This window comes from Streptomyces sp. NK15101 (genome assembly GCF_020400725.1).
GTDB lineage: Bacteria > Actinomycetota > Actinomycetes > Streptomycetales > Streptomycetaceae > Streptomyces.
Genome location: NZ_JAINVG010000108.1, coordinates 1 through 22,094 on the forward strand (window position 1 = coordinate 1; position 22,094 = coordinate 22,094).

Annotated in this window: 19 protein-coding genes, 1 tRNA gene and 6 pseudogenes; 10 read left to right on the forward strand and 16 right to left on the reverse strand. The window is 68.8% G+C overall.

Annotated elements, in window-relative coordinates; genetic code table 11:
* The first annotated feature begins 157 nt into the window (after positions 1 to 157).
* Together K7G60_RS34445 and K7G60_RS34450 are read left to right on the forward strand one after the other, a co-directional pair.
* Positions 158 to 811, forward strand: a complete 654-nt coding sequence (locus tag K7G60_RS34445) for a maleylpyruvate isomerase N-terminal domain-containing protein (RefSeq protein ID WP_225804899.1) — start codon at positions 158 to 160, stop codon at positions 809 to 811.
* Positions 812 to 1,238: 427 nt separating this feature from the next.
* Positions 1,239 to 2,222, forward strand: coding sequence for a phosphotransferase family protein (locus K7G60_RS34450; RefSeq protein WP_225804900.1), 984 nt, complete (start codon positions 1,239 to 1,241; stop codon positions 2,220 to 2,222).
* A 48-nt stretch (positions 2,223 to 2,270) separates the two neighbouring features.
* On the opposite strand, the pseudogene K7G60_RS34455 reads toward K7G60_RS34450, so the two are convergent.
* The 4 pseudogenes from K7G60_RS34455 to K7G60_RS34470 form a co-directional block, all read right to left on the reverse strand.
* Positions 2,271 to 2,537: pseudogene (locus K7G60_RS34455) on the reverse strand (IS256 family transposase); the annotation flags it as partial.
* A 210-nt stretch (positions 2,538 to 2,747) separates the two neighbouring features.
* Positions 2,748 to 3,539 (reverse strand): annotated as a pseudogene (locus tag K7G60_RS34460) (IS5 family transposase).
* 158 nt (positions 3,540 to 3,697) lie between these two features.
* Positions 3,698 to 3,814 (reverse strand): annotated as a pseudogene (locus K7G60_RS34465) (IS5/IS1182 family transposase); the annotation flags it as partial.
* A gap of 279 nt (positions 3,815 to 4,093) precedes the next feature.
* Positions 4,094 to 4,702 (reverse strand): annotated as a pseudogene (locus K7G60_RS34470) (transposase family protein); the annotation flags it as partial.
* A 16-nt stretch (positions 4,703 to 4,718) separates the two neighbouring features.
* On the opposite strand from K7G60_RS34470, the gene K7G60_RS34475 reads away from it, so the two are divergent.
* Positions 4,719 to 4,964 carry a hypothetical protein gene (locus K7G60_RS34475; RefSeq protein ID WP_225804902.1) on the forward strand — a complete coding sequence of 82 codons (246 nt, stop codon included), beginning with the start codon at positions 4,719 to 4,721 and terminating at the stop codon, positions 4,962 to 4,964.
* Positions 4,965 to 5,046: 82 nt separating this feature from the next.
* Positions 5,047 to 5,849 (forward strand): IS5 family transposase gene (locus K7G60_RS34480; protein ID WP_225804917.1). Its coding sequence is split into 2 segments (ribosomal slippage): positions 5,047 to 5,386 and positions 5,386 to 5,849, totalling 804 coding nucleotides; the frame shifts between segments, so codons are not numbered across the junction.
* 231 nt (positions 5,850 to 6,080) lie between these two features.
* Here the strand turns inward: K7G60_RS34480 and K7G60_RS34485 are convergent.
* The 3 genes from K7G60_RS34485 to K7G60_RS34495 form a co-directional block, all read right to left on the reverse strand.
* A complete protein-coding gene (locus K7G60_RS34485; protein WP_225804903.1) occupies positions 6,081 to 6,467 on the reverse strand; it encodes a peptidase inhibitor family I36 protein in 387 nt (128 codons plus the stop codon).
* 587 nt (positions 6,468 to 7,054) lie between these two features.
* Positions 7,055 to 7,402 carry a hypothetical protein gene (locus tag K7G60_RS34490; RefSeq protein ID WP_225804904.1) on the reverse strand — a complete coding sequence of 116 codons (348 nt, stop codon included), beginning with the start codon at positions 7,400 to 7,402 and terminating at the stop codon, positions 7,055 to 7,057.
* 571 nt (positions 7,403 to 7,973) lie between these two features.
* Positions 7,974 to 8,777 carry a CPBP family intramembrane glutamic endopeptidase gene (locus K7G60_RS34495; RefSeq protein WP_225804905.1) on the reverse strand — a complete coding sequence of 268 codons (804 nt, stop codon included), beginning with the start codon at positions 8,775 to 8,777 and terminating at the stop codon, positions 7,974 to 7,976.
* A gap of 645 nt (positions 8,778 to 9,422) precedes the next feature.
* Between K7G60_RS34495 and K7G60_RS34500 the strand changes: the two genes are divergently transcribed.
* Positions 9,423 to 9,496, forward strand: a tRNA-Met gene (locus K7G60_RS34500).
* A 224-nt stretch (positions 9,497 to 9,720) separates the two neighbouring features.
* Here the strand turns inward: K7G60_RS34500 and K7G60_RS34505 are convergent.
* From K7G60_RS34505 to K7G60_RS34515, 3 genes are all read right to left on the reverse strand, one after another.
* Entirely contained in the window at positions 9,721 to 9,921 is a 201-nt protein-coding gene (locus K7G60_RS34505) for a CsbD family protein (protein ID WP_225804906.1), read from the reverse strand.
* A 283-nt stretch (positions 9,922 to 10,204) separates the two neighbouring features.
* On the reverse strand, positions 10,205 to 10,438 hold the full coding sequence (locus tag K7G60_RS34510) for a hypothetical protein (RefSeq protein WP_225804907.1): 234 nt from the start codon (positions 10,436 to 10,438) through the stop codon (positions 10,205 to 10,207).
* Between the two features lie 386 nt (positions 10,439 to 10,824).
* Positions 10,825 to 11,235, reverse strand: a complete 411-nt coding sequence (locus K7G60_RS34515) for a peptidoglycan-binding protein (RefSeq protein ID WP_225804908.1) — start codon at positions 11,233 to 11,235, stop codon at positions 10,825 to 10,827.
* A 1,204-nt stretch (positions 11,236 to 12,439) separates the two neighbouring features.
* Here K7G60_RS34515 and K7G60_RS34520 point away from each other — a divergent pair.
* Together K7G60_RS34520 and K7G60_RS34525 are read left to right on the forward strand one after the other, a co-directional pair.
* Positions 12,440 to 13,357: a MurR/RpiR family transcriptional regulator gene (locus tag K7G60_RS34520; protein WP_225804909.1), complete on the forward strand. Its 918-nt coding sequence runs from the start codon at positions 12,440 to 12,442 to the stop codon at positions 13,355 to 13,357.
* A gap of 320 nt (positions 13,358 to 13,677) precedes the next feature.
* Positions 13,678 to 14,064: a hypothetical protein gene (locus tag K7G60_RS34525; protein WP_225804910.1), complete on the forward strand. Its 387-nt coding sequence runs from the start codon at positions 13,678 to 13,680 to the stop codon at positions 14,062 to 14,064.
* On the opposite strand, the gene K7G60_RS34530 is transcribed toward K7G60_RS34525, so the two are convergent.
* The 5 genes and pseudogenes from K7G60_RS34530 to K7G60_RS39030 all read right to left on the reverse strand — a co-directional run bounded on the left by K7G60_RS34530 (position 14,033) and on the right by K7G60_RS39030 (position 18,116).
* Positions 14,033 to 14,353, reverse strand: a complete 321-nt coding sequence (locus K7G60_RS34530) for a ribosomal protein L7/L12 (RefSeq protein WP_374115728.1) — start codon at positions 14,351 to 14,353, stop codon at positions 14,033 to 14,035. The genes K7G60_RS34525 and K7G60_RS34530 overlap by 32 nt on opposite strands.
* A gap of 103 nt (positions 14,354 to 14,456) precedes the next feature.
* Positions 14,457 to 14,771 (reverse strand): annotated as a pseudogene (locus K7G60_RS34535) (transposase); the annotation flags it as partial.
* Positions 14,772 to 15,368: 597 nt separating this feature from the next.
* Complete coding sequence (locus K7G60_RS34540; RefSeq protein ID WP_225804912.1) at positions 15,369 to 15,533, reverse strand: hypothetical protein; 165 nt, start codon at positions 15,531 to 15,533, stop codon at positions 15,369 to 15,371.
* A 77-nt stretch (positions 15,534 to 15,610) separates the two neighbouring features.
* Positions 15,611 to 16,246: a hypothetical protein gene (locus tag K7G60_RS34545; protein ID WP_225804913.1), complete on the reverse strand. Its 636-nt coding sequence runs from the start codon at positions 16,244 to 16,246 to the stop codon at positions 15,611 to 15,613.
* A 109-nt stretch (positions 16,247 to 16,355) separates the two neighbouring features.
* Positions 16,356 to 18,116: an RICIN domain-containing protein gene (locus K7G60_RS39030; RefSeq protein WP_263986646.1), complete on the reverse strand. Its 1,761-nt coding sequence runs from the start codon at positions 18,114 to 18,116 to the stop codon at positions 16,356 to 16,358.
* A 1,060-nt stretch (positions 18,117 to 19,176) separates the two neighbouring features.
* Here K7G60_RS39030 and K7G60_RS34565 point away from each other — a divergent pair.
* Both K7G60_RS34565 and K7G60_RS34570 read left to right on the forward strand, forming a co-directional pair.
* Positions 19,177 to 19,644 (forward strand): hypothetical protein, encoded by a 468-nt coding sequence (locus tag K7G60_RS34565; protein WP_225804915.1) that lies wholly within the window; start codon positions 19,177 to 19,179, stop codon positions 19,642 to 19,644.
* 18 nt (positions 19,645 to 19,662) lie between these two features.
* Positions 19,663 to 20,462 (forward strand): IS5 family transposase gene (locus K7G60_RS34570; RefSeq protein ID WP_374115729.1). Its coding sequence is split into 2 segments (ribosomal slippage): positions 19,663 to 20,011 and positions 20,011 to 20,462, totalling 801 coding nucleotides; the frame shifts between segments, so codons are not numbered across the junction.
* Between the two features lie 8 nt (positions 20,463 to 20,470).
* Here the strand turns inward: K7G60_RS34570 and K7G60_RS34575 are convergent.
* Positions 20,471 to 20,673: pseudogene (locus K7G60_RS34575) on the reverse strand (hypothetical protein); the annotation flags it as partial.
* 506 nt (positions 20,674 to 21,179) lie between these two features.
* On the opposite strand from K7G60_RS34575, the gene K7G60_RS34580 reads away from it, so the two are divergent.
* A complete protein-coding gene (locus tag K7G60_RS34580; protein ID WP_225804916.1) occupies positions 21,180 to 21,794 on the forward strand; it encodes a hypothetical protein in 615 nt (204 codons plus the stop codon).
* Positions 21,795 to 22,094 lie beyond the last annotated feature (300 nt).

The following is a 22,094-nucleotide window of genomic DNA, read 5'->3' on the forward strand; positions in this document are numbered from 1 at the left end:
CCCCGCCCCTCTCCCTTCCTTCGGCCCGGGGGGGGGGCGCCCCGGCCGGCGCCCGCCCCCCGCCGAACCCGCCAAGAGGCCGTGACCTGAGCTGGCGGGTAGGTCCATCACACGAACCCGTGAACAACTGGGACGAGGAGATCGGGACGATGCCCGCATGATTGACGCCCGCATGATTGACAAGGTCCGGAAGACCTACCTGCAGCAGGCTGCCGAGAGGGCCGTGCGCCTGCTGGCCACAGAACAGGCAGCCCAATGCGGGGAGACCGAGTCCGTGCTCCCTGGGACGTCAGTGGGCGGGCTGGCCGGCCATCTCGCGCGGAGCGTTCTCCAGAGTGGTTCCTCGACGGTCAGGTATCTGGCGCGCAACCGGTGTCACCGGTTCGGTACTACGCGGCTCGCGGACACCTCGTTGCCGGACTCCGCTCTGAACGTCGGGGTGCGCGCTCGCAGCGAGGAAACTGCCGCAGCTGGGCCCGCTGTTGTGGCTGAGCAGGCCAGGGCGGCGTGGGGGCGGTTGTCGCAGCGGCTGGGCATGGAGTCGGCCGACCGGCGGGTGGCCGTCCTTCACCGGCCGGCAGAGGAGATGCTGCTCGACGGGTACCCGCAGACCCGCTGCGTCGAGCTGGCGGTGCACCTCGATGACCTCGCGCTCAGTGTCGACGTGCCATGCCCGGTGCCCGACGCCACGCTCGCCGTCGCGGTGGATGTGCTCGTTGCCGCTGCCCGGGACCGGCACGGCGACCGAGCCGTGTTGCATGCACTTGCCAGGCGTGAGCGTGACGTCGACCAGGCCCTGCGCGTGCTGTAGGTCTGCAGCACTACGGACGGGCCACCCTCAACGCCAGGAAGTCCGCCCTTTTGCCATCGGTGCCGAGGGGATCGGGGTGAGACCCCTGGGCTCCCTGGTCGGGCAGCCGGGTCTCCCGTCATGCCCGGCTACCCGACCAACTGGCGTTGCTGAGCGAGGGGAGGTCGACGCTGAACCTCCACCCCGATCTGTCATCTCACCCGCACAGCGCCGCCAGCCGAGGTCGGCGGCGGAAACTTGCGGACAGCGGCGGCCGCGCTCCCATCCAGGCTCCAGGCAGCCACCACGCGCTGACGGCGGACATCGGCGTCGCTGTCATCGTCGCGCCTGGAACTCTTTCGGCATGCCGACCGCGTCACGGGCCTTGCGCCACCTCCGGCCGAAGGTCATGGGATGCGTCCGTCGGTGAGGTGGGTAGCCTGCCGTCATGTTTACGGGCAAGGGGGCCGAGCACATCGGTGCCGATCTTGAGGACCAGGGCTGGGGTGCGACGCGTGCCTGGGTGGAGAAGGGGCTGTCCGAGGCAGAGCGCATCGAAGAAGTGATGCGGCTGCGCGGCGGCTGGACGTCGGAGATGCGCCGTCTGGGCATCTGCGGGCCGGGCGGTCGACGCTCACTGGTCCTGCGGTCCTTTGTCAAACCCTTCTACGTTCGGCACGCAAAGGGCCTGCTGACCCGCGAGGCAGCCGTTCTGCGCCTGCTCGGCGACACGGACGTGCCCGCAGCCACGCTTGTGGCGGTGGACCCAACGGCGCAATACTGCGACCACCCCTCCCTGCTGATGTCCCTGCTGCCTGGGACAGTGCGCCTGGGCGATGAAGGTGCCGATCGGCGTGCCGAACTGCTGGCCCTTCAATTGCTGCGTATCCACCGTCTGCCGGTGACCGCAGAGGCACGGCCTCGCACCTATCAGGCGTGGACCTCTCCCGAGCGGGTGAGCCCGCCCGAGGACGCCGAGCGGCCTGAGCTGTGGCAACGGGCCGTGGACGTGATCCGCCGCGAGCCCCCGGATCACCGGGCCTGCTTCCTGCACCGGGACTTCCATCCCGGCAATGTCCTCTTCACGGGCGACGGCGACGGTATGCGGATCAGCGGCGTCGTCGACTGGGTGGAGACCTCCTGGGGGCCGGCCGACCTGGACGTGGCCCACTGCTCGACGGCCCTGGCCCTGCTGCACGGGGTTCCCGCGGGCATGCGCTTCGCCGACCGTTACCTTGCGGCGGGAGGGACGCTGGCCGAAGACAACGCCGCTCATCTCTACTGGCGGCTGCTGGACGCGTTGGCCTTCGCTCCGGACGCCGAGAAGGTCGCCGTCCCCTGGCGCGAGGTGGGCCGTGCCGATCTGACCCCCACCGTGCTGACCAGGCGGCTGGAGGGATACCTCCAGGCCCTTTTCGACCGCTATGCCTGAATCCGGATCGGCGGCCTGCGGGCAGGAGACCTGCGGTCGGCGGGCCTGTCATGCTGCGAGTTCTTTGGGGCGTTCGACGAGGCGGCCGTGTTCGAAACGGGCTCCGGCTCGAACCAGCACGACGAGGTGGGGTGCGTTCGCGGCCCGCCAGCGGGCCTGGGCGGACTCGATCAGCTTGAAGACCATGGCCGGTCCGGCGGTCCGGCTGCCAGCCCCCTTGGTCACCTTGGTCCGCAGCCGCACGGTGGCGAAGGTCGACTCGATGGGGTTGGTGGTTCGCAGGTGGATCCAGTGCTCGGCCGGAAGGCGGTAGAACGCTGCCGGCGTACGACCGAATGTGCACAGGCCGGTACAGACATAGGTACTCAGGCCGATGAGGCTTCTGAGATGTCTCAAGGGGCTTTGGGGCGTGCGTCCTGTGAATGGACCGGCCCAAAATAGGTCACGTCTGCCAGGTACCGCCGTCGTGCTTGGCCATGGCGTCAGCGAGATCCTCTCGAACGGTCCTAAGAGCTCGTAACACGATCATGTTCGGGTCTTCTTGAGGCGTCTCCAGCAGATGAGGCTGCAGGCGAGGGAGACGAAGGCGTCATGGAGTTCGGTGCGGCGTTCCCAGCGGACGGCGAGGCGTTTGAACTGATGGAGCGGGGCGAAGGTCTGCTCGACGACGTAGCGGAGCTTGCCCAGGCCCTCGATGTTCGGGGCGCCCCTGCGGGAGATCACCGGCAGGATCCGGCGCTTACGCAGTTCACGGCGGTCGGGGTCGGAGTCGTAGCCCTTGTCACCGAGCAGGGCCTGGGGACGTCGTCGGGGCCGGCCCGGGCGTCCGGCGACGGGCGGGATGCCGTCGACCAGGGCCAGGGTCCGGGCGGATGTCGTTGACGTTGGCCGCGGTGGTGACGACCTTGAACGGGGTGGCGCGCCCGGCGCGGATCAGGTGGTGCTTGCTGCCCGTCTTCCGCCGGTCGACCGGCGACGGGCCGGTGTCGGCACCCCCCTTTTCGCGCGGACGTGGGAGCCGTCGACGCAGGCTCGGGACCAGTCCAGCTCGCCGGCCGCGTTCAGCTCGGCGAGCAGGATCCGGTGCAGCCGGTCGAAGACCCCGGCCTGCTGCCACCGCTCCAGCCGATGCCGGCACGTCTGGCCCGAGCCGAACCCCAGCTCCAGGGGCGGCAGTTGCCAGGCGATGTCGTTGATCAGCACGTACAGGATGCCCTGCAGGCACTGCCGGTCCGGCACCGGCCGCGGGCCGGGAGCCTTCTCCGGCCAGGGCGGCAGCAACGGTTCGATCAACACCCACAGGTCATCGTCCACGATCCACGGCCGGGTACTCACACCATCCCGAACGGCCGAATCGTCACACCGGTCACGGCCGACCAGGGACGTTCAACAAGATCGTGTTACGAGCTCTAAGGGTTGTCCCGCAAATGCTCTCCAAGCCGTTGTGGGAGTGGGCCGCCGTGCGGCCCGCCGGCCTATCCGGCAAGAGCGAGGTTGTGCAGGCGGGCGATGCCGAGCATGGCGTGGTGGACCCCGTCGCCTTTGAGGCGGCAGTCGCGGAGGATCTTCCAGGTCTTCATGCGGGCGAGGAGGGACGGCCGTAGCCGTGCGATCACCACGTTGTCGTCGGCGGCCCCGATGTCACGTCTTTCGCGGGCCTCTTTCAACGGCCGAGCTTGCCCCTCAGGCGCAATGCCTGCGGGAGTCATAGGGAACGCTCGACCTCGAGGAGTAATGCCGACCGGTACACCGGTGCAGGCTGGGCTGGGTATCACGTCCAAGACGACCCGATTTCGTCATGAAGTCGGCAGCCCCTTACGAGCTGGTGCGTGATTGTGTTGGGGATGCACGGTCCTGAGCTGGTGGTTTTGTCAGGCGGTGGTGTTGCGGTCGGAGACGAGGCCGGCGACGGCCCGGTAGGTGTCGGGCAGGACCTCTCGCCGGTGCGTCCAGCGGGTCAGCTGCTTCCAGCGTTTGTGGTCGGCGAGTGCGTGCTCGACGGTGATGCGCTTCGACGAGTGCCGGTGCCGGGCTTCCTCTCTGGCGGCATGCACATGCGGCAAAGCGATCTTGTTCGGTTTTCTGGGGGGTGTGATCGCCTGGCCAGGATGGTCGCGTCTGGGGCCGAGGTAGCCGTCGTCCAGCAGCACTTCCACGTCCGGGAAGTGCTGGAAACAGGTCCCGATGCCTTCGTTGCGTGCAGCGGTCGCATCGTGCATCCGCCCCGGTCGCAGGGCATCGGTCCAGAGCGTGCGGCCATGGTGGTCGGCGATGACGGTGGCCTTCATGGTGTTCTGCTTCTTCTTGTCCGAGACGAACGCCCGGCGTCCGCCGCGGCCGGCTTCGGGACGTCGGACCTGAACCTCGGTGGCGTCCGGCCGCAGCTCGATGCCCTCGCCCTGGGCATAGGCGAATACATCCGCCAGGGTCCGCAGCCGCAGGCCGGGCCGGTCAGGGACCGCGCATCCCCGACCAGCCAGTGGCGATGTGGAGGTCATGCAGATCTCCGCTCAACACCTCGCACGGTCCCGTGACAAGTACAACCCGGACATCGACAGCGAAGCTGCTCAGGTGGCCGCAGCCCTGTCGCTGCGTATGCCGCCTGTCGCCGACCTCGTCATCCGGTTGCACGCAGCCGCCTCGAAGACCGAACCGGACTACGTCGTGACCGACGACGAAGGGCAGGGGTTCGATCCACCGTTCGGCGAGCACGTGGAGCCGCGCCACGGTGGCTGGCGCTGAACCCAATCTGACCATTGCCGCCAGTCACATCGACACCGGTATCTCTGCCGGTATCCGACATGCGTCGGGCAGACTCTCCGACGTGCCTGCCGACCTTGTTCCCGACGGTCTCTGGGAGCGCATAGCTCCGCTTCTCCCAGTCCGGCCTGCCCGACGCCATCGCCACCCCGGCCCACTGCCGGTGCCGGACCGCGTCGCACTGGCCGGCATCGTCTACGTGCTACGCAAAGGCGTGGCCTGGCGCGATGTGCCCATCCAGCTCATTGGCTGTTCGGGGGTGACCGCCTGGCGTCGGCTGCGGGACTGGACCGAGGCCGGCGTCTGGCCCCGCTTGCACGAGGTCCTTCTCGCTGAGCTGCGAGCGGCAGGTCTCCTCGAGATGGACGACTCCGCGATCGACGGCTCGCACGTCCGGGCGCTCAAAGGGGGGATCACACCGGACCTTCGCCCGTCGACCGGGGCCGTCCGGGCAGCAAGCACCATCTGATCGTCGACCGGCACGGCACACCGCTCGCCGTCACGCTGACCGGCGGAAACCGCCATGACGTCACACAGCTTCTGCCGCTCCTGGACGCGATCCCACCGATCCGGGGCGTGCGCGGACGCCCACGCACACGGCCACGCAGACTGTTCGCCGACCGGGGCTACGACTTCGACAAGTACCGCCGCCTGCTGTGGAAGCGTGGGATCAAGCCGCTCATCGCCCGTCGCGGCGTCCCCCACGGCTCGGGCCTGGGCAAGACCCGCTGGGTGGTCGAGCGCACCTTCGCCTGGCTCCACCAGTTCAAGCGCCTGCGCATCCGCTACGAGATACGCGCCGACCTCCACCACGGATTGCTCCAACTCGTCTGCAGCATCATCTGCCTGAGACGACTCCGAACCTGATTCTGAAACGATCAGTAAGTCCGTGTCCTATGTGGTGAGGCGGCACACGACCTTCAGACTCACCACCGCGCCAGTCCACCCAAGGTGACCACACCCAGACCCGGCAGAAAGGGGCCCTCTCTCCCTTTGGCTTTGGCCCCCGGCGGTGAAGCACGCGAGGTGTTGCGCTTCTCAGGCCGGCCGGGGGCTGTCCAGGCCAGGCCGGCGCGCGGCCCGGCCCATGAGGGCAGGTCAGAGCCAGCGGACGGAGGAAGCGGAGTCGTTGCCGGCGTTGCCGTTGTTCAGGCTGATCGACTCACCCGGCAGGAGCGTGATCGGCGTGCCCTTGAAGTCCCAGTCCGGGTAAACGCGCACGATGTCGGTGGTTCGGTTGTACAGGGTGCTGGCCCGGTCGTTGAAGTTGTAGTCCTCCAGGTGCGCCACGTCGCCGTCGACGCGCAGGATCGGCGCCGAGCCGATCGCGTTGAAGTCCCAGTGATCGTAGAGGCACAGGTAGCCCGGCGTGCAGGCGCTCGCGCCCTGTCCCCGGTAGACCGGCACGTCCGCCGCCTGCGCCGACACCGCCCCGGCCAGCACCACACCGACTGCCGCCATCATCATCGCCGTACGAATCCTCACGTCGCCATCCTTCCGACACCACGATGAACGCACATGCCTGCTCCCGGCCCGGCCCAGCGGACGCTGGGGCCAGCAGTAGAAGGCCGCGCCTGTTGGGAGGTGACCCTGCCCGACATGCATCCGCTCCCGCACGGCAAAAACGATCACTCATACGGTGAAATCGCCCAGACAGTCGAGTCCGTTGGTCCCTAACATTCTTCGGGGCTCACGTCCGGGCCGGGCAGACGCCGACGGGAGCCGGACGGTGTGAGGTCCCGTCACGGCGGTGGGTGTCGGACCACGACGCTGCCGCACTGACCCGTGCTCTGGAAACCGACTGCAATAGTCCCTTGCCAGGACACCGTCTATCAGCGGCTTTCGACGGTCCTGCAGGCCGCACCGGGCTCCGTCCGGCGCGTTCGGCGCGGGCCCCAGGATTGCGGCCGCGCGCACAGCTTCGGCGGCTTGGCGCTGCTGGACACGGACGTCCCCGAGCGACGCCGGAGTCTCGTCTTCCTGTGTCTGCTCGACACCGGGGAAGACCCGCTCCGCGAGGTGGTGGCGGGCCTGTTCCTGGCTACGACGGCTGCGACCAGGGCCGGGTCCTCCTATCGGGGCGGAGCGACCGCGTGGTGGGCTTCGAGCGCACTGAAGTAGTCGGCCGACGCGGTCTGCCTCGTCTTCACCGGCCCGACCGGAACGACCGGTTGCGGGGCCGGTTCGTCGGGGGCCGCCGGGACGTCGCCGTGGTGGCGGCGCGGGAGGCGGGTGCCAGCACGTGCAGGGTCCGGACGTTCGTGTCGGGCACTGTTGGCGGCCGCGATGAGTTTCGGCGTGATCCAGCGGGCCTTCGTGCCGTACGCGGGGGCGTCGGGGGCAACGTCCAGGCGGCCGGACTCGTCGACGAACGCCACGGCCCGGACGTGGCCAGCGAGTTCGGGCGCGGCCGCGGCCATGATCGTCTCCCACTGGGCCGGGATGCTGCCCGCCGGCGGCCGGGGCGACCAGACCGCGCTCGGTCATCATCCCGATCGCCGTACCGAACGCGAGCGGCGCGCAGCCGTCACGCACGAGGGTGATGGTTCGCCGCTTCGGCTTCTGCCGGGTCTCGGTCTTCCGCACCTTGGCCGCCTCGCGGACGGCGAGGAGTGCCTGGCGGCTGAGGTCGACGCCGCTCGTCTCCGGTATGGGGCTCATGCGATCACCTCCAGGTTCTCGCCGTCCAGCGGGCGGGCGGCGAGCTCGGGCAGGCGCTGCGCCCACGGCACGGACCAATCCGTCTCTCTGTAGGGAGCTCCGGCGCCCACCTCCATGACAGCCAGGCCCTCATCCCGCTGGTCCAGGGCATACCGTCGGCCCCTTCACATTGCGGCCGACGTCAACGCAAGCCCGGCAAGCTCCATACCGACAAGGGTCACGACTGCCGCCACCTGCCACGATGGCTCTTCGGCCGAGGAAGCCGACACCCCATCACCTGCAGAGGCATCGAGAGCTCTCAGCGGCTCGGACAACACCGGTGGACCACGGTCAGACTGTCGGGCTCGGTGTTCGAGTGGGGATTCCACGTCGGTCGGCGAGTCGAGCAGCTATCAGGCAGAACGCCGGTGCGAACAGCACCTCGGCCGCGAGAGCCTCCCAGGGTGCATCCGCAGCGGTGCTCTCATCGGCCAGCTCTCCAAAGAACGCGGAGAGCGAGAAGGCAATCAAGTTGTTCACCGTATGAACGGCGATGACCGCCTCCAAACCACCCGTACGGATGGTGAGCCAGCCCCACCAGGCCGCCGAGTAGCACAGCAGCAGGAAGCCTGACATCTGCCCGAAGCCGTGGGCCAAGGCGAACAGCAGCGAGGCCACGGCCACCCCGGGCCATGGCGAGCGAAGAAACCCGCCGAACAGCTGGACCAGCCAGCCGCGGAAAACGAACTCCTCGGCAGCAGCCTGGAAGGGAACGAGCGCCCACAGCACCAACAGACTCAGCAGAAGTTCGGACCAGCCGGGCATCTTCCCGGTTACGGTCTCAGAGCTCTCCTGGAACAGGCCCCAAACGATCAGTACGAGGTTCTGGATAACGAGCACGACCGCAGCCAGCCCGAAGCACCGTCCCAGCCACCCCCACCGCAGCCGTCCGGTGACGGACGCGAGGGTGCCGGCCGGCCGCTTCCCGCACACACGAACGGCAAGGAGCACGGCCGGAGTCCACAAAGCGAGGCCCACCAGCAGGACGGCATTGTCGAGCAGCGGATCGGCGAAGAATCTGTCGCTGTCGTCTGGAGCCCACCCCAGTTTCAATACCGTGCCGGCGACGGCAGAGCCGATGAACACAAGGATCATCCCGGCCACCATCAGGGCAAGGACGAGGAAGAACTCCCCAGTTCGCGCCCAAGTACGCTGGCGTCCATTGCGCCCTTGCTCGTGGTAAGCGGCCCCAGGTGGTGCGGTCGTCGGTCCAAGTGCACGGGCCGGCGGCGTGGGACCTTGCAGGCCCCACGCGCCCGGTGGAGTGGGCCATGGCTGCGCAGGAGGCACTCCATCCTGCGGCGGAGGCGCCCAAGGATTGTGGGTGCGGTGCGGAGGCCCTGGTATCGGATCGGACATCGTCTGCTTTCTCGAACTACGCATGCATGGAGCGCTGTCCCTGAAGTCTGTCACTCCGCTCTCAGCCATGAAATCTCTTGCATGTCCTACGCGGTTCAGTCGACCGTCCAGGCAGACATGGGAACTGGAGATTGATCGGCTGTGCCCGCCGCCGCTCGGCGGCCGGACGCCCGGTCAGCTCCGCCAGGTGGGCACGTCCGACAGCGGACCGAGCGGGATCGAGGGTGAGGCCGTGTCCGTCCGCGCGGCCGGTCAGCCATCCCGGGAGAGCCGCCGCCGGCCCCGACACCGGCGCAGGCCCGCTGGATCGCGGCAGCACGGATGGCTTCATCGGCCTGGTCTTGGGCAACGCCGTGGGTGGCGTACAGTTGGGCCTTCCGACGCGGGGTGGAGCAGCTCGGTAGCTCGCTGGGCTCATAACCCAGAGGTCGCAGGTTCAAATCCTGTCCCCGCTACTGAAGTGACGTGAGGCCCGGATCCTGTGGATCCGGGCCTCACGCGTGCGCCTGCGTCTCAAGCCGTCCGTCCGGTTCTCGTCGCCCGAGCCGGCGAGGCCCCCCTGCCGTGTAGGAGGCAAAGATCCCTCGTTACACGATGAGGGATCGAAGCGGTTCTGCTGAATCGACATCAGTGAGCTGGGAAGCGCCACGGTCTGCCGTACATGCAGCGGGCGGAGCGCTCAGGGCTGGCGGCGGTCGCGCAGGGAGTCCTTCACCCCGCGGGCCTGCTCCTTGCCCTTGTCCGCGACCTCGCGGGTCTTGCCCTTGACCTGGTCGGTCTTGCCTTCGGCCTTCATCCGCTCGTTCCCGGCCGCCTTGCCGGCGACCTCCTTGGCCTTGCCCTTGGCCTGTTCCATCTTGCCCTTGGCCTTCTCAGCCATGAGAAAAGCTCCCTTTCCGAAGAACGGTCGATCAATGGACAAACTAGAGCAGGACAGAGCATCTCGCGCGCGGAGCCTGGAGGCCGTTCTGCCGATCGGGACAGCGCCGAGCGCCCGCCGCACCATTGAGACGGTCAGGAGCCGGCAGACCATCCGCGGGCGCAGGCCGAGAAGGTCGAGCGAGACCATCAGGTCCTGGCCGTCGACACCCGGGAAGCCACCGCGCAGCCGCACGGTCTGCCAGGTCCACGCGGTCGCCCGGCCTGAGGCCCGTGGCACGCACTCACACCACCCGGCAGTCCTCGCCTTGCCGCAGCTCCATGTGCTGTCCGGCACCGCCGGTGAGCGCCGCGATGGTCGAGGTCATCCCGGTGCCGCCACACCCCATCGTCTTCGGGTCCTTGCCCTCGCATGCCGCGCCCGTGCAGCCGGGGTTGCAGATGGCAGGCTCGCCGGTGTCCGCGGGGGCATCGTCCCCTCGGGGCGCCAGGGTCAGGCCGCCCAGTCCGAGCAACACCAACCCGGCGGCCGCGGCCCAGCGCCGCAGGCGCCGCGGTCGTGGTCCCGTGCTCTCGCACCGGGTGCCAGGCCGACGGTGGGGCGCCCTCGTATGTGGTGGGTATTTCCGGGCGTGCCCGGGCGGCGCGGACCGGCCGTTCCAGACCGCGTCGGCCGGTTCCCACAGCACCAGGAGCCGGCCAGGAGGCTCCCCCGCCATCGCGCACAGCACCTCGACGGCCTGGCGCGGCACCGGCTTCTTCCCGTCGAGGTAACGCTCCCAGGACGACTTGGTTTACGGCGTGCGCGCGGCAAGCGCCGCCAGACTCAGCCCTGTGGACTCCCGCAGCTCGCGCAGCGCGGCCGCAAGCCGACTGCACTCGGTCGGTACGTCGGTCACCGCGCTCACCGGCGCGACTCCCGCCAGGTATCTGGCCCGACGATGCCGTCGACGACGAGACGGCGGTCCTTCTGGAAGCGTTTGACCGCCTCCTTCGTGACCTCGCTGTACAGCCCGTCGGCCGCTCCCAGGTCGATGCCGTGTTCCCGGAGCAGGCACTGGGTCTCGACCACGTCGAAGCCGGTGCTGTTGTTGTCCAGCAGCATCTCGCGGGTGGGGCCGTGACCCGCGCGCAGCTCGCCGTCCTCCCTGCGTACTTCGCAGGCGTACGTCTGTCCCCGGCGGTACCCCGTCGCTGCGGGGTCGGTCGCGCCGAGGCCTTCGTCCCGCCACGCACCGGCGACGAGCAGGCTGGCGACGAAGGCGACGGCAGCGGCAAGCACGGCCGGCACGAGCACCCGCTCCAGCGGCACCATCCGTCCCGTCCGCCGACCGCCCGGTCCGCCAGGCCCGTCCTCGGACGCCTTTTCCGGTGGTACGAGGTCCCCTGCTGCTCCCCGTCCTGCCTCCGCCACCGCGGCGGCGCTGTCGAGGCCCGTCGGAGCAGTTTCCCGCGCGGGGCCGCCTTCGGAACCGGGGCTCCCCACGGCGGCATAGGGGCCGGAGAGCTGGCCGGTCCGGCCCCCGCCAGGTCCGGAGCGACGCCCGCCGTGTCAGGGGCGGTGCCCGCCGGTTCCGGAGCGACGACCGCCGCCCCGGGCGGCGCCGTCCGTGACCCCCGGTTTCCTCCACGAGCCGGGTGGCGGCGTCCCCGGTGCCCCCGCCCGGTCCCCCACCGCCGTCTCGTGCAGCACGACCAACCGCGTCGCGTCGGTCCCGCACACCCGGGCGAGCTCCTCCCCCGCCTGGCGCGGCACCGGCTCCGGCCGCCGCTCAGGCGAGCTGGACCAACATCTGGAACGCGAGCGTCAGCGGGGACTACCTCAAGAGCCACCACAACAAGTGGGTCTCGCAGGGCTGCAAGCTGCCCCGCGGCACCAACATGGCGCGCGGCGTCTTCACCTGCTGGGGCGGCGGCAACGCCAAGCTCAAGGTGCTGATCCCGGACACCGGCAAGCCCTACGCCAAGCAGCACCAGTGCAACGGCCAGAAGCACTACGCGACCGTCGCCTACAAGCGCGGCGAGACCGTCAAACTCATCCTTAGCGGCTCGAAGAACACCCGCCTGGAGGCGTGGGCCAGCCGCTTACCTGCTGAGGACCGTAGGCAAACAGCCACACGAGTGGCCCGTTCCCGCGTGTATGCGGGAACGGGCCACTCGTGTGCCGCGTGCGGGGATCCAGCTTCCCGCCAGCTCTGGCCCCCTCCGCCACTCGTCCTGCGCTGCCGTCACCACCTGGCCCACCGGCACACGGGTCCCCGAGCGGTGCCTGCGCCTGCTCGACGCCGGAAGGGTTGGGGGCGGTGTGGGTGCGTCACTTGCGGCAGCCCTGTGCCGGCGAGGGTTCCGACGGCCGCCGTGCCGGTCCAGACGAGGTCTGGCGCAACCTGGCGGGAGCCATCGGGACGTCTGCGGGCCTTCACGAGCGCAGCCGGCAGGGACGATCACGGCGCGCTGATCATCTGGTCGCCGAGCGTGGACTATGTTGGACACGAGTGTTGTAAGAGGGAGGCCGCCGGGTGTCATCGAGCCAGCAGGCACGCGCGCAGGCGGCCGCAATCACACCGGGTGGAGCTTCGCCGGGGCAGGAGAAGACTCCCTCCGACCAGTTGCTCGCGCTCTTCGACGGGCACCGGCTCTCCCCCGGCCAGCGGCGGATCGCCCAGTATCTGGTGGATCACCTCACCGAGGCCGCGTTCCTCTCGATCACGGAGCTCGCCGAGCGGGTCGGGGTCAGCCAGCCCTCGGTGACCCGCTTCGCGGCGTCCCTCGGGTTCACCGGGTATCCCGCCCTGCGCGAGTCGCTTCAGTCGATCGCCCTGAGCGCGGTGGCGGGCGTTCCGGGCAGCCGCGAGCAGTTGCGGCACAACGAACTCCAGGCCGCCGTCGACGCCGAGATCCAGAACCTGGAGAACGTCCGGCGGCTCTTCGCCGACACCGACCACGTCCTGGAGATCGGCCGCGAACTGGCCGACTCGGTGCCCCTGGCCATCCTCGGCCTACGCATCTCGGCGTCCCTCGCGGAGTACTTCGCCTACGCCGCCCGCCGCATCCATCCCGATGTCCGCGTGGTGACCCGCGGCGGCAGCGTCGCCTACGACGCCTTGTTGCAGGCCCGGGCGGCCGGCGGCGGCTGGGTGCTGGCCTTCGCGATGCCTCGGCACGCCAAGGAGACGCTGGCCGCACTACGGGCTGCCCGGAGCACCGGCCTGCGCGTCGTGCTGATCACGGATCCCACCGTCGGTCCACTCGTCGAGGAGGCGGATGTGGTGCTGACCGCCGGGACCGGCTCGCGGCTCGTCTTCGACTCGTACGCCGCCCCCGGCATGATCTCCGCCGCCTTGCTCCAGGCCATGGCGGACTCCCGTCCGGAGCGGACCCAGGCTCGACTCGAACAATACGAACAGGCTGCTGACCAACACGGATTCTTCCTCTAGGGGACAGGCCCGGGCTTCGTCCGCGCCGGCGTCACGGGGATATGCAGCCTTCATCACGCATGAAATTTTTCATACCCTTGCATACTCGGCAGTATATATATTTACTGACTCCGGTGTTCCGGATCCCCGAGGCCGGGAAGGACGACCCCACGTCCTCTTCGAACAGCCACCCGATGGGCCGCCCCCTCCTTGGCCCAACCGGGTGATGGGCAAGGCTCTCGGATCCTGTGGAACGCACGGCGGCCTCGGTCAACCCTTGGACCGAGGCCGCCCCACCATTGTCTCGATCAGAGCTTCGACACCCCTCGGAAGTGACGAGAATGTCCCAGACGGCCACCCTCACGCGCAGCCCGGACTGGCCACTCCAGGTCAAGGCCCCAGGCATGCCCGACTGGGAACGCACCGCCACCCAGTGGCTGCGTAATCTCCTCCCGGCCCGCTACGGCGGCTACCTGCCGCTCACCCGTCACCCCGTCCTCCTCACCCGGCACGTCCAGCTGCAGCTCGAACACGAGACGCGCGCGGTGCGCGCTGCCCTGCGCACCAGCAGGGCCGAGCTGCCGGCGATGGGTGTGGCCGAGTCGGTCATCGAGAAGACGATCAGGATGTACGCCGTCGAGCTCGAACAGCTCGCCCGTCTCTCCCGCGGCGTCCGCCTGGTCTCCGAGGCCTTGGTCATGGATTCCCCGGCCCCGCGCAGGCGCTGACCCAGCCGGAACGTCGCGCGGGGCTCGCGCACGGCCCCAGCAGGCCCGGACCGCATGGCCCGCTGCACGGGGCAGGGTCGAGAGGTTCAGCCCCTCGCGTGACAGTGCGGTCGCACCAGTCGCAGACCACTGCCACGTGGGCACCCGCAGCCTCAAGGAGACCGGCTGCGTCCTGGGCTGTTTCGAGCCAGTGGGGTTGTGTGACCGCTACGGGCGCACTGTCCAGCAAGAGCTTGCTGTTCCAGAGGCTGAGGCCGGTGACAGTTCGGATCGCACGGATCGCCTCCATCTTCCGGTTTCCTGGCTCCGCTAGCAGGACTCGAAATCCTGGCTCTTCCACACGCCCTCCCCGGCAGCCTCAAGTTGTTCAGCGAGTGAATCATCCCCAGCTGCTACCGCCGAGCCCAGGCAAGGATTGCGGCGAGGTGGAGTACAGCCTGGTAGACGATGGCAAGCTTGCCTGTTCGCATGGCCTGGCCACGCCACTGCTTGAACCGGTTGATGCACCGCTCCACCACGTTGCGCTGTTTGTACATCTCGGCGTCGAAAGCGTGCGGGCGCCCGCGCGCACGTCCTCGCCGAAGACAGTGGTCGATCTGGTCGGACGGCTGCGGAATGACAGCACGGATCCCTCGGCGGCGGAGACGCTTCCGGATCACCCGAGATGAATACGCGCGGTCCGCAAGGACGTCCTCCGGTCGAGTCCTCAGGCCGGACGATACCGGCACCGTGAACTCGGCAGCTACACACTTTCCGCACCTGGCCTGCTCCGTGACCAGCAGTTACGGGACAACCCTTAGGTGACACAAAGACACGGCATGTATCAAGCAGAAGGGTTGAGGGCTACGCGAGCCCCGCTCCACCTCACCTGAAGCAGAACCTGCTGACGACGTGCGTCGTCCAAGGCGGACTCGAAGGGCCAGTGGAGATGACGACGGTCCAGTCGGCTGAACTGGTGGGTGCAGCTGCCCCTCACTTCTCCCGTGCCAGCCGCGAACTGGAGCAGGACGGTTGGCTGAAGTACATCAACAGCGAAGGCCAGGGAAGTTCTTCAGGCTCGGGGAGAGGCCACCGGCCAGACCGTGGTGGTGCCGCTGAGGCGCGCCATCGGCTGACACCAGAAACGATCAAGGGGCGGGAGACACGGTGTCTCCCGCCCCTTTTGCCATATCCGTACAGCACGCACCCTGGCCTGCGGCAGTCAGGTTCGTCAGCTGGAGCCGGGCCGGACGGTGGATGAGCGGGACCCGGCCCCGCTCGTGGTCACGCTCCGTGCCGCGCGAGGGCTGGCCACAGCCGGTCCGTCAGTTCCGCAGGCGGTGCTGACGGGCGGTGACCATCGTGCGCCAGCGGGTGCGGGCGGTGGACTCGTCGTCGAGCCACTGGATGGCGGGGCCGACAGGCTGGGGCAGGTCGCCCATGGCGGCTGCGATCCGAACGTAGGAGGCGAAGTCGCCGTTCGCGGTCACCTCCTGCAGACGTCCGATGGTGGCCGCCAGATCGTCTTGTGCGATCTGTACAGGTCAGCGCCCAGAGGAAGGCGACTTCAAGAAGATCTCCTCCTGCGGCCGCGGGCCCGCCGTACGAGCACACCGACTGCGGCGCCCACGAGGGCGAATCCGGCCAGACCGGCCACGGACCACCCGACCGTACGGACTCCCCGGTCGCCCGCCGGGCGCGCGGATGGAGAGGACGGCTCGGGCGCCGACACGGACGGGACCGGAGCGGCGGCCGTCGTGGGGACCGGAGCGGACGTGGTGGGAGTCGTGTGGGGACTGGGCGGTGACGGGTCGATCACGGGGACCGAGATCTCCCCTTCTCCATGGCCGAGGGAGGGGAAGCCCACGTCGACGGTGACCTTCCACGTGCCGGGGGTGAGGACCTCAGCGGTGCTCCAGCCCGTACGGGTGCCGGGGTCGCGGACCAGCGGCCACGGGCCCAGGGAACGGGATCCGTCGGGGCTGGTCGCGTTCACCGTGGCGGCGACGGTCTCGTCGACGGCGTCCCCGTCGTTCTCCCAGGTGATCTCGGTCGTGACGTGACCCTCTCGCTGGCCGGTCACCACCACCTTGACGGTGTCGCCGTGGGCCTGGGCAGTGGTCGACAGGACCAGGACCTGGGCGAAGAGCATGAGCAGGAGGCCGAGGCCCGTGCCGGCGCGGAGGGCGTGGTGTGTACGCATCGTTGTGGTGCTCCTGTACGTGGGTGCGGTGGCGTCGGTGGACGGCCGCGGTGGCCGTCCACCGGCGCCCGGGTCGACCCGGAGGTCGCCGTCGAAGTCCGGATCGAGGTCAGGAGACCTTCTGGACCGTCCACGACTGGGGCGCACCGCCGTCTGTACGCTGCAGGTCGAGCAGCCAGCTCCCGTAGTACGGACGGTTGCTGACCGTCAGGGCGTAGCCACCGCTCGGGTCGGTCACGGTAATCGCTCCGTTGCGGCCGGACAGCTTCCACTGCTGCGTGGCGGCGTTGCCGCATGTCTGCTGGGCGACCCACATGCCCTGGGCCGGGACTCCGCCCGCCTGCAGGCACCTGCCGGAGACTGCGGAGCGGATACGGACGAGTCCGCTGCCCGCGTCGTCGAATAGCCACTGCTGCTGGGCGTAGCCGGTGGCGCGCGCGCCGACGAGCACCGTGCCGTCGGCGGAGCGTCCGCCCCAGATTTCGGCGGCCATGCCGGTGCCCGCGTTACCGAGGGTGTAGCGGGCGCCGGGGGTGATCGCGCCACCGCCCGCTTCGGCCGTACGGAAGGTGGTCGTGCGTCCGGCCCCGCTGTCGCGGCCGGACCGGTCGCGGACCGAGATGGCGACCTTGTACTCGGTGCCGGGCTGGAGGTTGTAGATGCGCAGCGCCTGCGACTGCACCCAGGTCAGGTGCCTGCCGTTCAGCAGGACCTGGTACCAGGCGGCGCCGTCGACCTGGGGCCAGCTCACGACGGCGGCGGTGGACTGGATCTGGCCGACCGTCACGTCCGGGCCGCCCGTGGGCTGCCTGGTGGGTGTCGGGGTCGGCGTCGGGGTCGGGGTGGGGCTGGGGTTCGGGTCGGGGGTGGTACCACCCTCGGACCGCATCAGGAACTGGTTGTCGGCGATGTTCCAGTGCGTGGCCAGATAGCTGCCGGCCCCGGGGTTGGTGTGGAAGTAGTCGTCGTGGTTGCAGTCCAGGATGTTCTCGGCGGCCTGGTTGGAGCACACGTACCGCATCTGGGGGTAGTACGGAGTGTCCGAGTAGCACATGACGTCGTACTCGTCCGTGCAGTGTGCGCCGCGACTGCTGTTGGGCGCGCTGTTGTTGACCGCGCCGAGGTTGTGCCCCAGTTCGTGCGCCGCGGTGTGGCCGCCCCAGCAGCCGGCGTCGGTACGTCCGTAGGAGGGGCCGAAGTTGCTCTGGTTGTTCTGGCCCGGCCGCTCGTCACCGGCGAAGGTACCGATGCCGCAGTAGACGTTGGTGTCCGCGAAGATCATGTACTTGCGGTCGCGCCGGTTGAGACCCCTGGCGGCGAGCGCGCTGTTGGTCGCGTTGAATTCGGCGAGCGCGGACGCCGGAAGCTCGATGGTGAGGACGGTCGGCGTGCAGTCGGCCGCGGTCACGTAGCGGATGTGCCGTACACCGCCGGTCTCCTTGGCGCTCGTCGCGTAGATGAGGTCGGCGTCGGCCGCCCACTTGCGGAACGAGGCGACGTACTCGGCGTACCGGTCACGGTCGGAGCCGTGCACGTACACGACCTGCACGCGGTTGCCTGTGCTGCCGTCACCGTCGCACTGGACGGTCTGACCCGCGGGGCCTGCGGCGACGGCCTGACTTCCGGACGTCGCGGCGGGCTCCGGGGCCGCGGCGGCCGCGGTCCTGGCACCGGCGGCGTCGGCGGCGGGCGCGTCCTGCGGGCGCCCAGCCGCAGGAGCCTTGGTGACGACGGCGGGAGCCACGTCCGCCTTGATGTCCACGCCCTTGGGCGGAGCGTCGGGCCCATGGGTGCACAGTCCGGAGTCGGTGCGGTAGACACCCGTACAACGGTCGCCCCTGGCGGCCGCCTTGAGCCCGTCGTAGACCATGCCCCGCCGGGTGTCGTTGGCGGGCTTCCCGACAACGGGCTCCGGCTCCTCGTCTCTGGCCGGCGCTGCGGCCGGTGCAAGGGGTACCGTCGCACCGGCCTGCGCGGATATGCCCCGTGCGGGCGTCCCCGCCTGAGCGTCACCCCCTGTGCCGGCGTAGGCGGCACCTGCCGCTATCACCGCCGCTGATGCCACGGCGACGGTGGCGAACATCAATCCCCTGGGCTTGCGCCTGTGTTCACGCTTCCTGCGATGCCTGGTCATGCGCACCTCAAATCCTTGGTCGGAGGAGTGGGTGCGCGGAAGCCTGCCAGACCGCCCAGTGGAGAATTCGGGCAAACAGGAATGACCCTCGAGACATCAGACCGTTACCCTCTACTGGCGAACTGATGAACACTCAATTACCTTAAATAAAAGGCAAGTTGAAAACACGGACGCGAAAAGTCCAGACCTTTCAGGGAATCTTGTTACCGAATCGAGATATATGGATCGAGCTTATTGACGGTAATTCAGTTTGGGATTCACCTAATTACTACCTCGTGAATTCTCTTCGTCACCAGCCGTGAGGGCTCCCGGCTCCGATGCAGCAGTCGAGTCGGCTCGCCTCCGGAGCGCACCTCAACCGCCCGGGTACGAGGGGCACTTCGGCGATCACGGGCTGAGGGCAGGATCCCGCCCCATTCCCGAGCCTCACCGACGAGCGGTTACGGGACACCGACCGTGGAGGTCGCACCGCTCCGTCGTCGGCGGGCGATCGGCGGGACCGAATGCAGTGGACGCAAGCAGCGCCCCTGAGCCCGGGTTTCATTGCGCCAGCCGGTTCGGCGCCGACCGCACTTCACTGTGCCTCGCGAAGATCCGGACCGTACGCGGTCCAGTGTCCCAACCATGATGCGAAGCTGGTCAGGCAGACGCCTACCGTGTACCACCAGCAGCCGAAGAACCTTCTGGTGTCGCACTCGCCGAAGAAGCTCGGATTCTTCTAAGACGTCATCTCATTTGGTGAGTCTGTGCGACGATTCGTCGGCCAGTGGGAAGTCATGAGCGGGGGCGAAGGTCGATGGAGTACGTCAATCTCGATGCGCAGGTCGGCGACCTGTCAGGGGTCTTGGACCCGGCTCGCTACCTGAGGCACCTTCCCTCGATCTCCGGTGACCTGCCGCCGGGAGCCCGGGCTTTTGCCACTGACCCGGGCCACTATGACTTCCGTAGCCGGCGCTGTGTGAAGGACCTGACGCTTCGGACTGTCCGGGGTGCCGGTGGTGAGGAGATGGAGGTCGAGTTCCAGCACAGCTGCTGGAAGCACGACCAGGACCTGCTGATCCGCTACGTGGGGGTGTCCGGCTTCGTCATCGATCCCGTTGAGGAGGGCCGAGAGACGGACCTCGGGGCTGTGATTCTCGACGAGATCCTTCCGCACGGGGACGGCTGCAGCCACGAGATCGCCTGCTGGGACGGCACCCTCACGATTGTCTGCCGTGACTTCCAGGCGGCCTGGACCGATGCCGCCTGCTCCAGCAAGTCGTAGGCGCGACAGGTCGTGGGGATTGTGGAGCGGTTGGTGCCGGATGAGCTGTGGGAGCTGTTCCAGCGGGTGGTACCGGAGGCGCCGTCTCGGCCTCAGGGCGGTGGCCGGCGTCGGCATGGCGACCGGGAGGTGCTGGCGGCGATCGTGTTCGTGGCCACGTCGGGCTGCACGTGGCAGCAACTGCCAGCAGCCTCCTTCGGGCTGTCAGGGGCAACCGCCCACCGGCGGTTCAGCGAGTGGTCGAAGGCCCGGGTGTGGGCCAAGCTCCACCGAGTGGTGCTCGACGAACTCGGGGCCCGAGGCGAGCTGGACTGGTCGCGCTGTGCGATCGACTCGGTGAACATGCGGGCCTTGAAAAGGGGGACCTGACGGGTCCGAATCCTGTGGACCGGGGTAAGTACGGCTCGAAGATCCACTTGATCACCGAGCGGACCGGTCTGCCCATATCCATCGGAATCTCGGGCGCGAACCTGCACGACAGCCGAGCCCTGATCCCCTTGGTCAAGGGCATACCGCCGATCTGCTCCCGCCGTGGACGCAGGCGGCGTAAGCCGGGAAAGCTCCATGCCGACAAGGGCTACGACTACTCCCACCTGCGGAAATGGTTACGGGGGCGCGGCATCACCCACCGCATCGCCCGCAAGGGCATCGAGTCCTCGCAACGGCTGGGCCGGCACCGCTGGACCATCGAGCGCACCATGTCCTGGCTCGCCGGCTGCCGCCGCCTCCACCGACGCTACGAACGCAAAGCCGACCACTTCCTCGCCTTCACCAGCATCGCCTGCACCCTCATCTGCTACCGCCGACTCACCAAATGAGATGACGTCTAAGAGCACGAGAAGAGGGGCCTGAGCTGGTCCTTTGCTCGTGAGGCGCAGCACGAGGTGCCGAGGGACGTGGCCCAGTTGGCGATGTCAGCGTTGATGGCGCTGCCGGTGGCGGGCAGGTGTAGGCGGCAATCGCCGAGACCACGAACAAGACGGAGCCGAGCTGCTTGACGGCGACGATCCACCAGCCGAGGTCGCGGGGACGGATGCAGCGCCGCGCGATCACACACCTCGACACGAGACACCCACACGGCTCCGCCCGCCGTCCGCTTCCACCACTGACGGCGCGGCCGGGCTGCCGACCGGAGGCAACGACCGCAGCCCTCCGGCAGCTCGGCCTCCGTCTCGGAGAACTCCCTGCCGTAGTCCACGACCTCTGCCGGCACGTCTGTCGGGTCGTGCAGGGAGACACCCGAGCCGGCGTGAGGTCGTGAGCTGGGCGACGAAGCCCAGGCGGTGTGCGCCGCATACGCCGTTCACACGCTGGTCGTGGCGATACGCGCGAGGATCTCGTCTGCACCGGCGCACCGCGGCGCGTCGACGAAGCGCTCCCGTCGGCCCGCCCGCCGGCCCGCTATATCTTCCGAGAGAAGGACGGCGACAACCACTCCGCACTCGACCGTAAGGGCCCGCCACATGACCGGACGCATCCCTGAGCCAACCGAGAGTTCGATTGCGCACGGGCCCTCCGGTGAGAGCCGGTGGCCGATGGCCACCGCTGTCGTCGCCGCCATGCTACTGACCGTCCTGCTCCCCGACGACCTCCGCCTCGCGCCGCGCTGGGTACTCCCGGCCGTCGAGGGACTGCTCCTGCTCGCGCTCATCGCCGGCGACCCGGGCAGGATCGACCGACGCTCGACGGTACTGCGCACCATGTCGATCACTCTGGTGTGCGTTCTCGCGCTCAGCGCCGTCTGGTCCACCGTCCAGCTGGTCGACGACATCCTCCAGGGCGGCAAGGAGACCAGCTCCGCCACCAGCCTGTTGCAGAGCGGCGGCACGGTGTGGGCCTGCACGGTTCTGGCCTTCTCCCTGCTGTACTTCGAGCTCGACTGCGGTGGGGCGGCGGCCCGTGTCCACCACATGCCCGCTACGCCCGCGCTCGCCTTCCCACAGCAGCTCAGCCCCGAAGTGGCAAACGCCGACTGGCGGCCCCGCTTCGTCGACTACCTCTACCTCGCGCTGACCAACGCCACCGCGTTCAGCCCCACCGACGTGATGCCCCTGGCCCCCTGGGCCAAGATCGCCATGGGCATTCAGTCCCTTGTCTCCCTGCTCATTCTCGGGCTGGTGGTCGCCCGCGCGGTCAACGTCCTCGCCTGATCCTCGATCAGGTTCCCGGGGGCTCCGCCCAGCCGGTTCGCACGGCATGGGCTCCCCACTGAATCCGGGTCCGTACCCCGGCCAGGTCCATGAGACGGCGCAGGCGCCGGAGCAGCGTACGCGGCGACAGACCGAGCTCGCGGCCGACGGGTACGTCAGGCCGGCCAGGAGCAGCGCGAGGCTCCTGCAGTCGAGCTCGGTCGGGCCTTCAGGGCCGACCTCCGCGATCACTTCGGACTCGCCTTCCGTGCCCGACAACCGGAGCGGCTGGGCCGTGCGCCACGCTGTGTCGCGGACCAT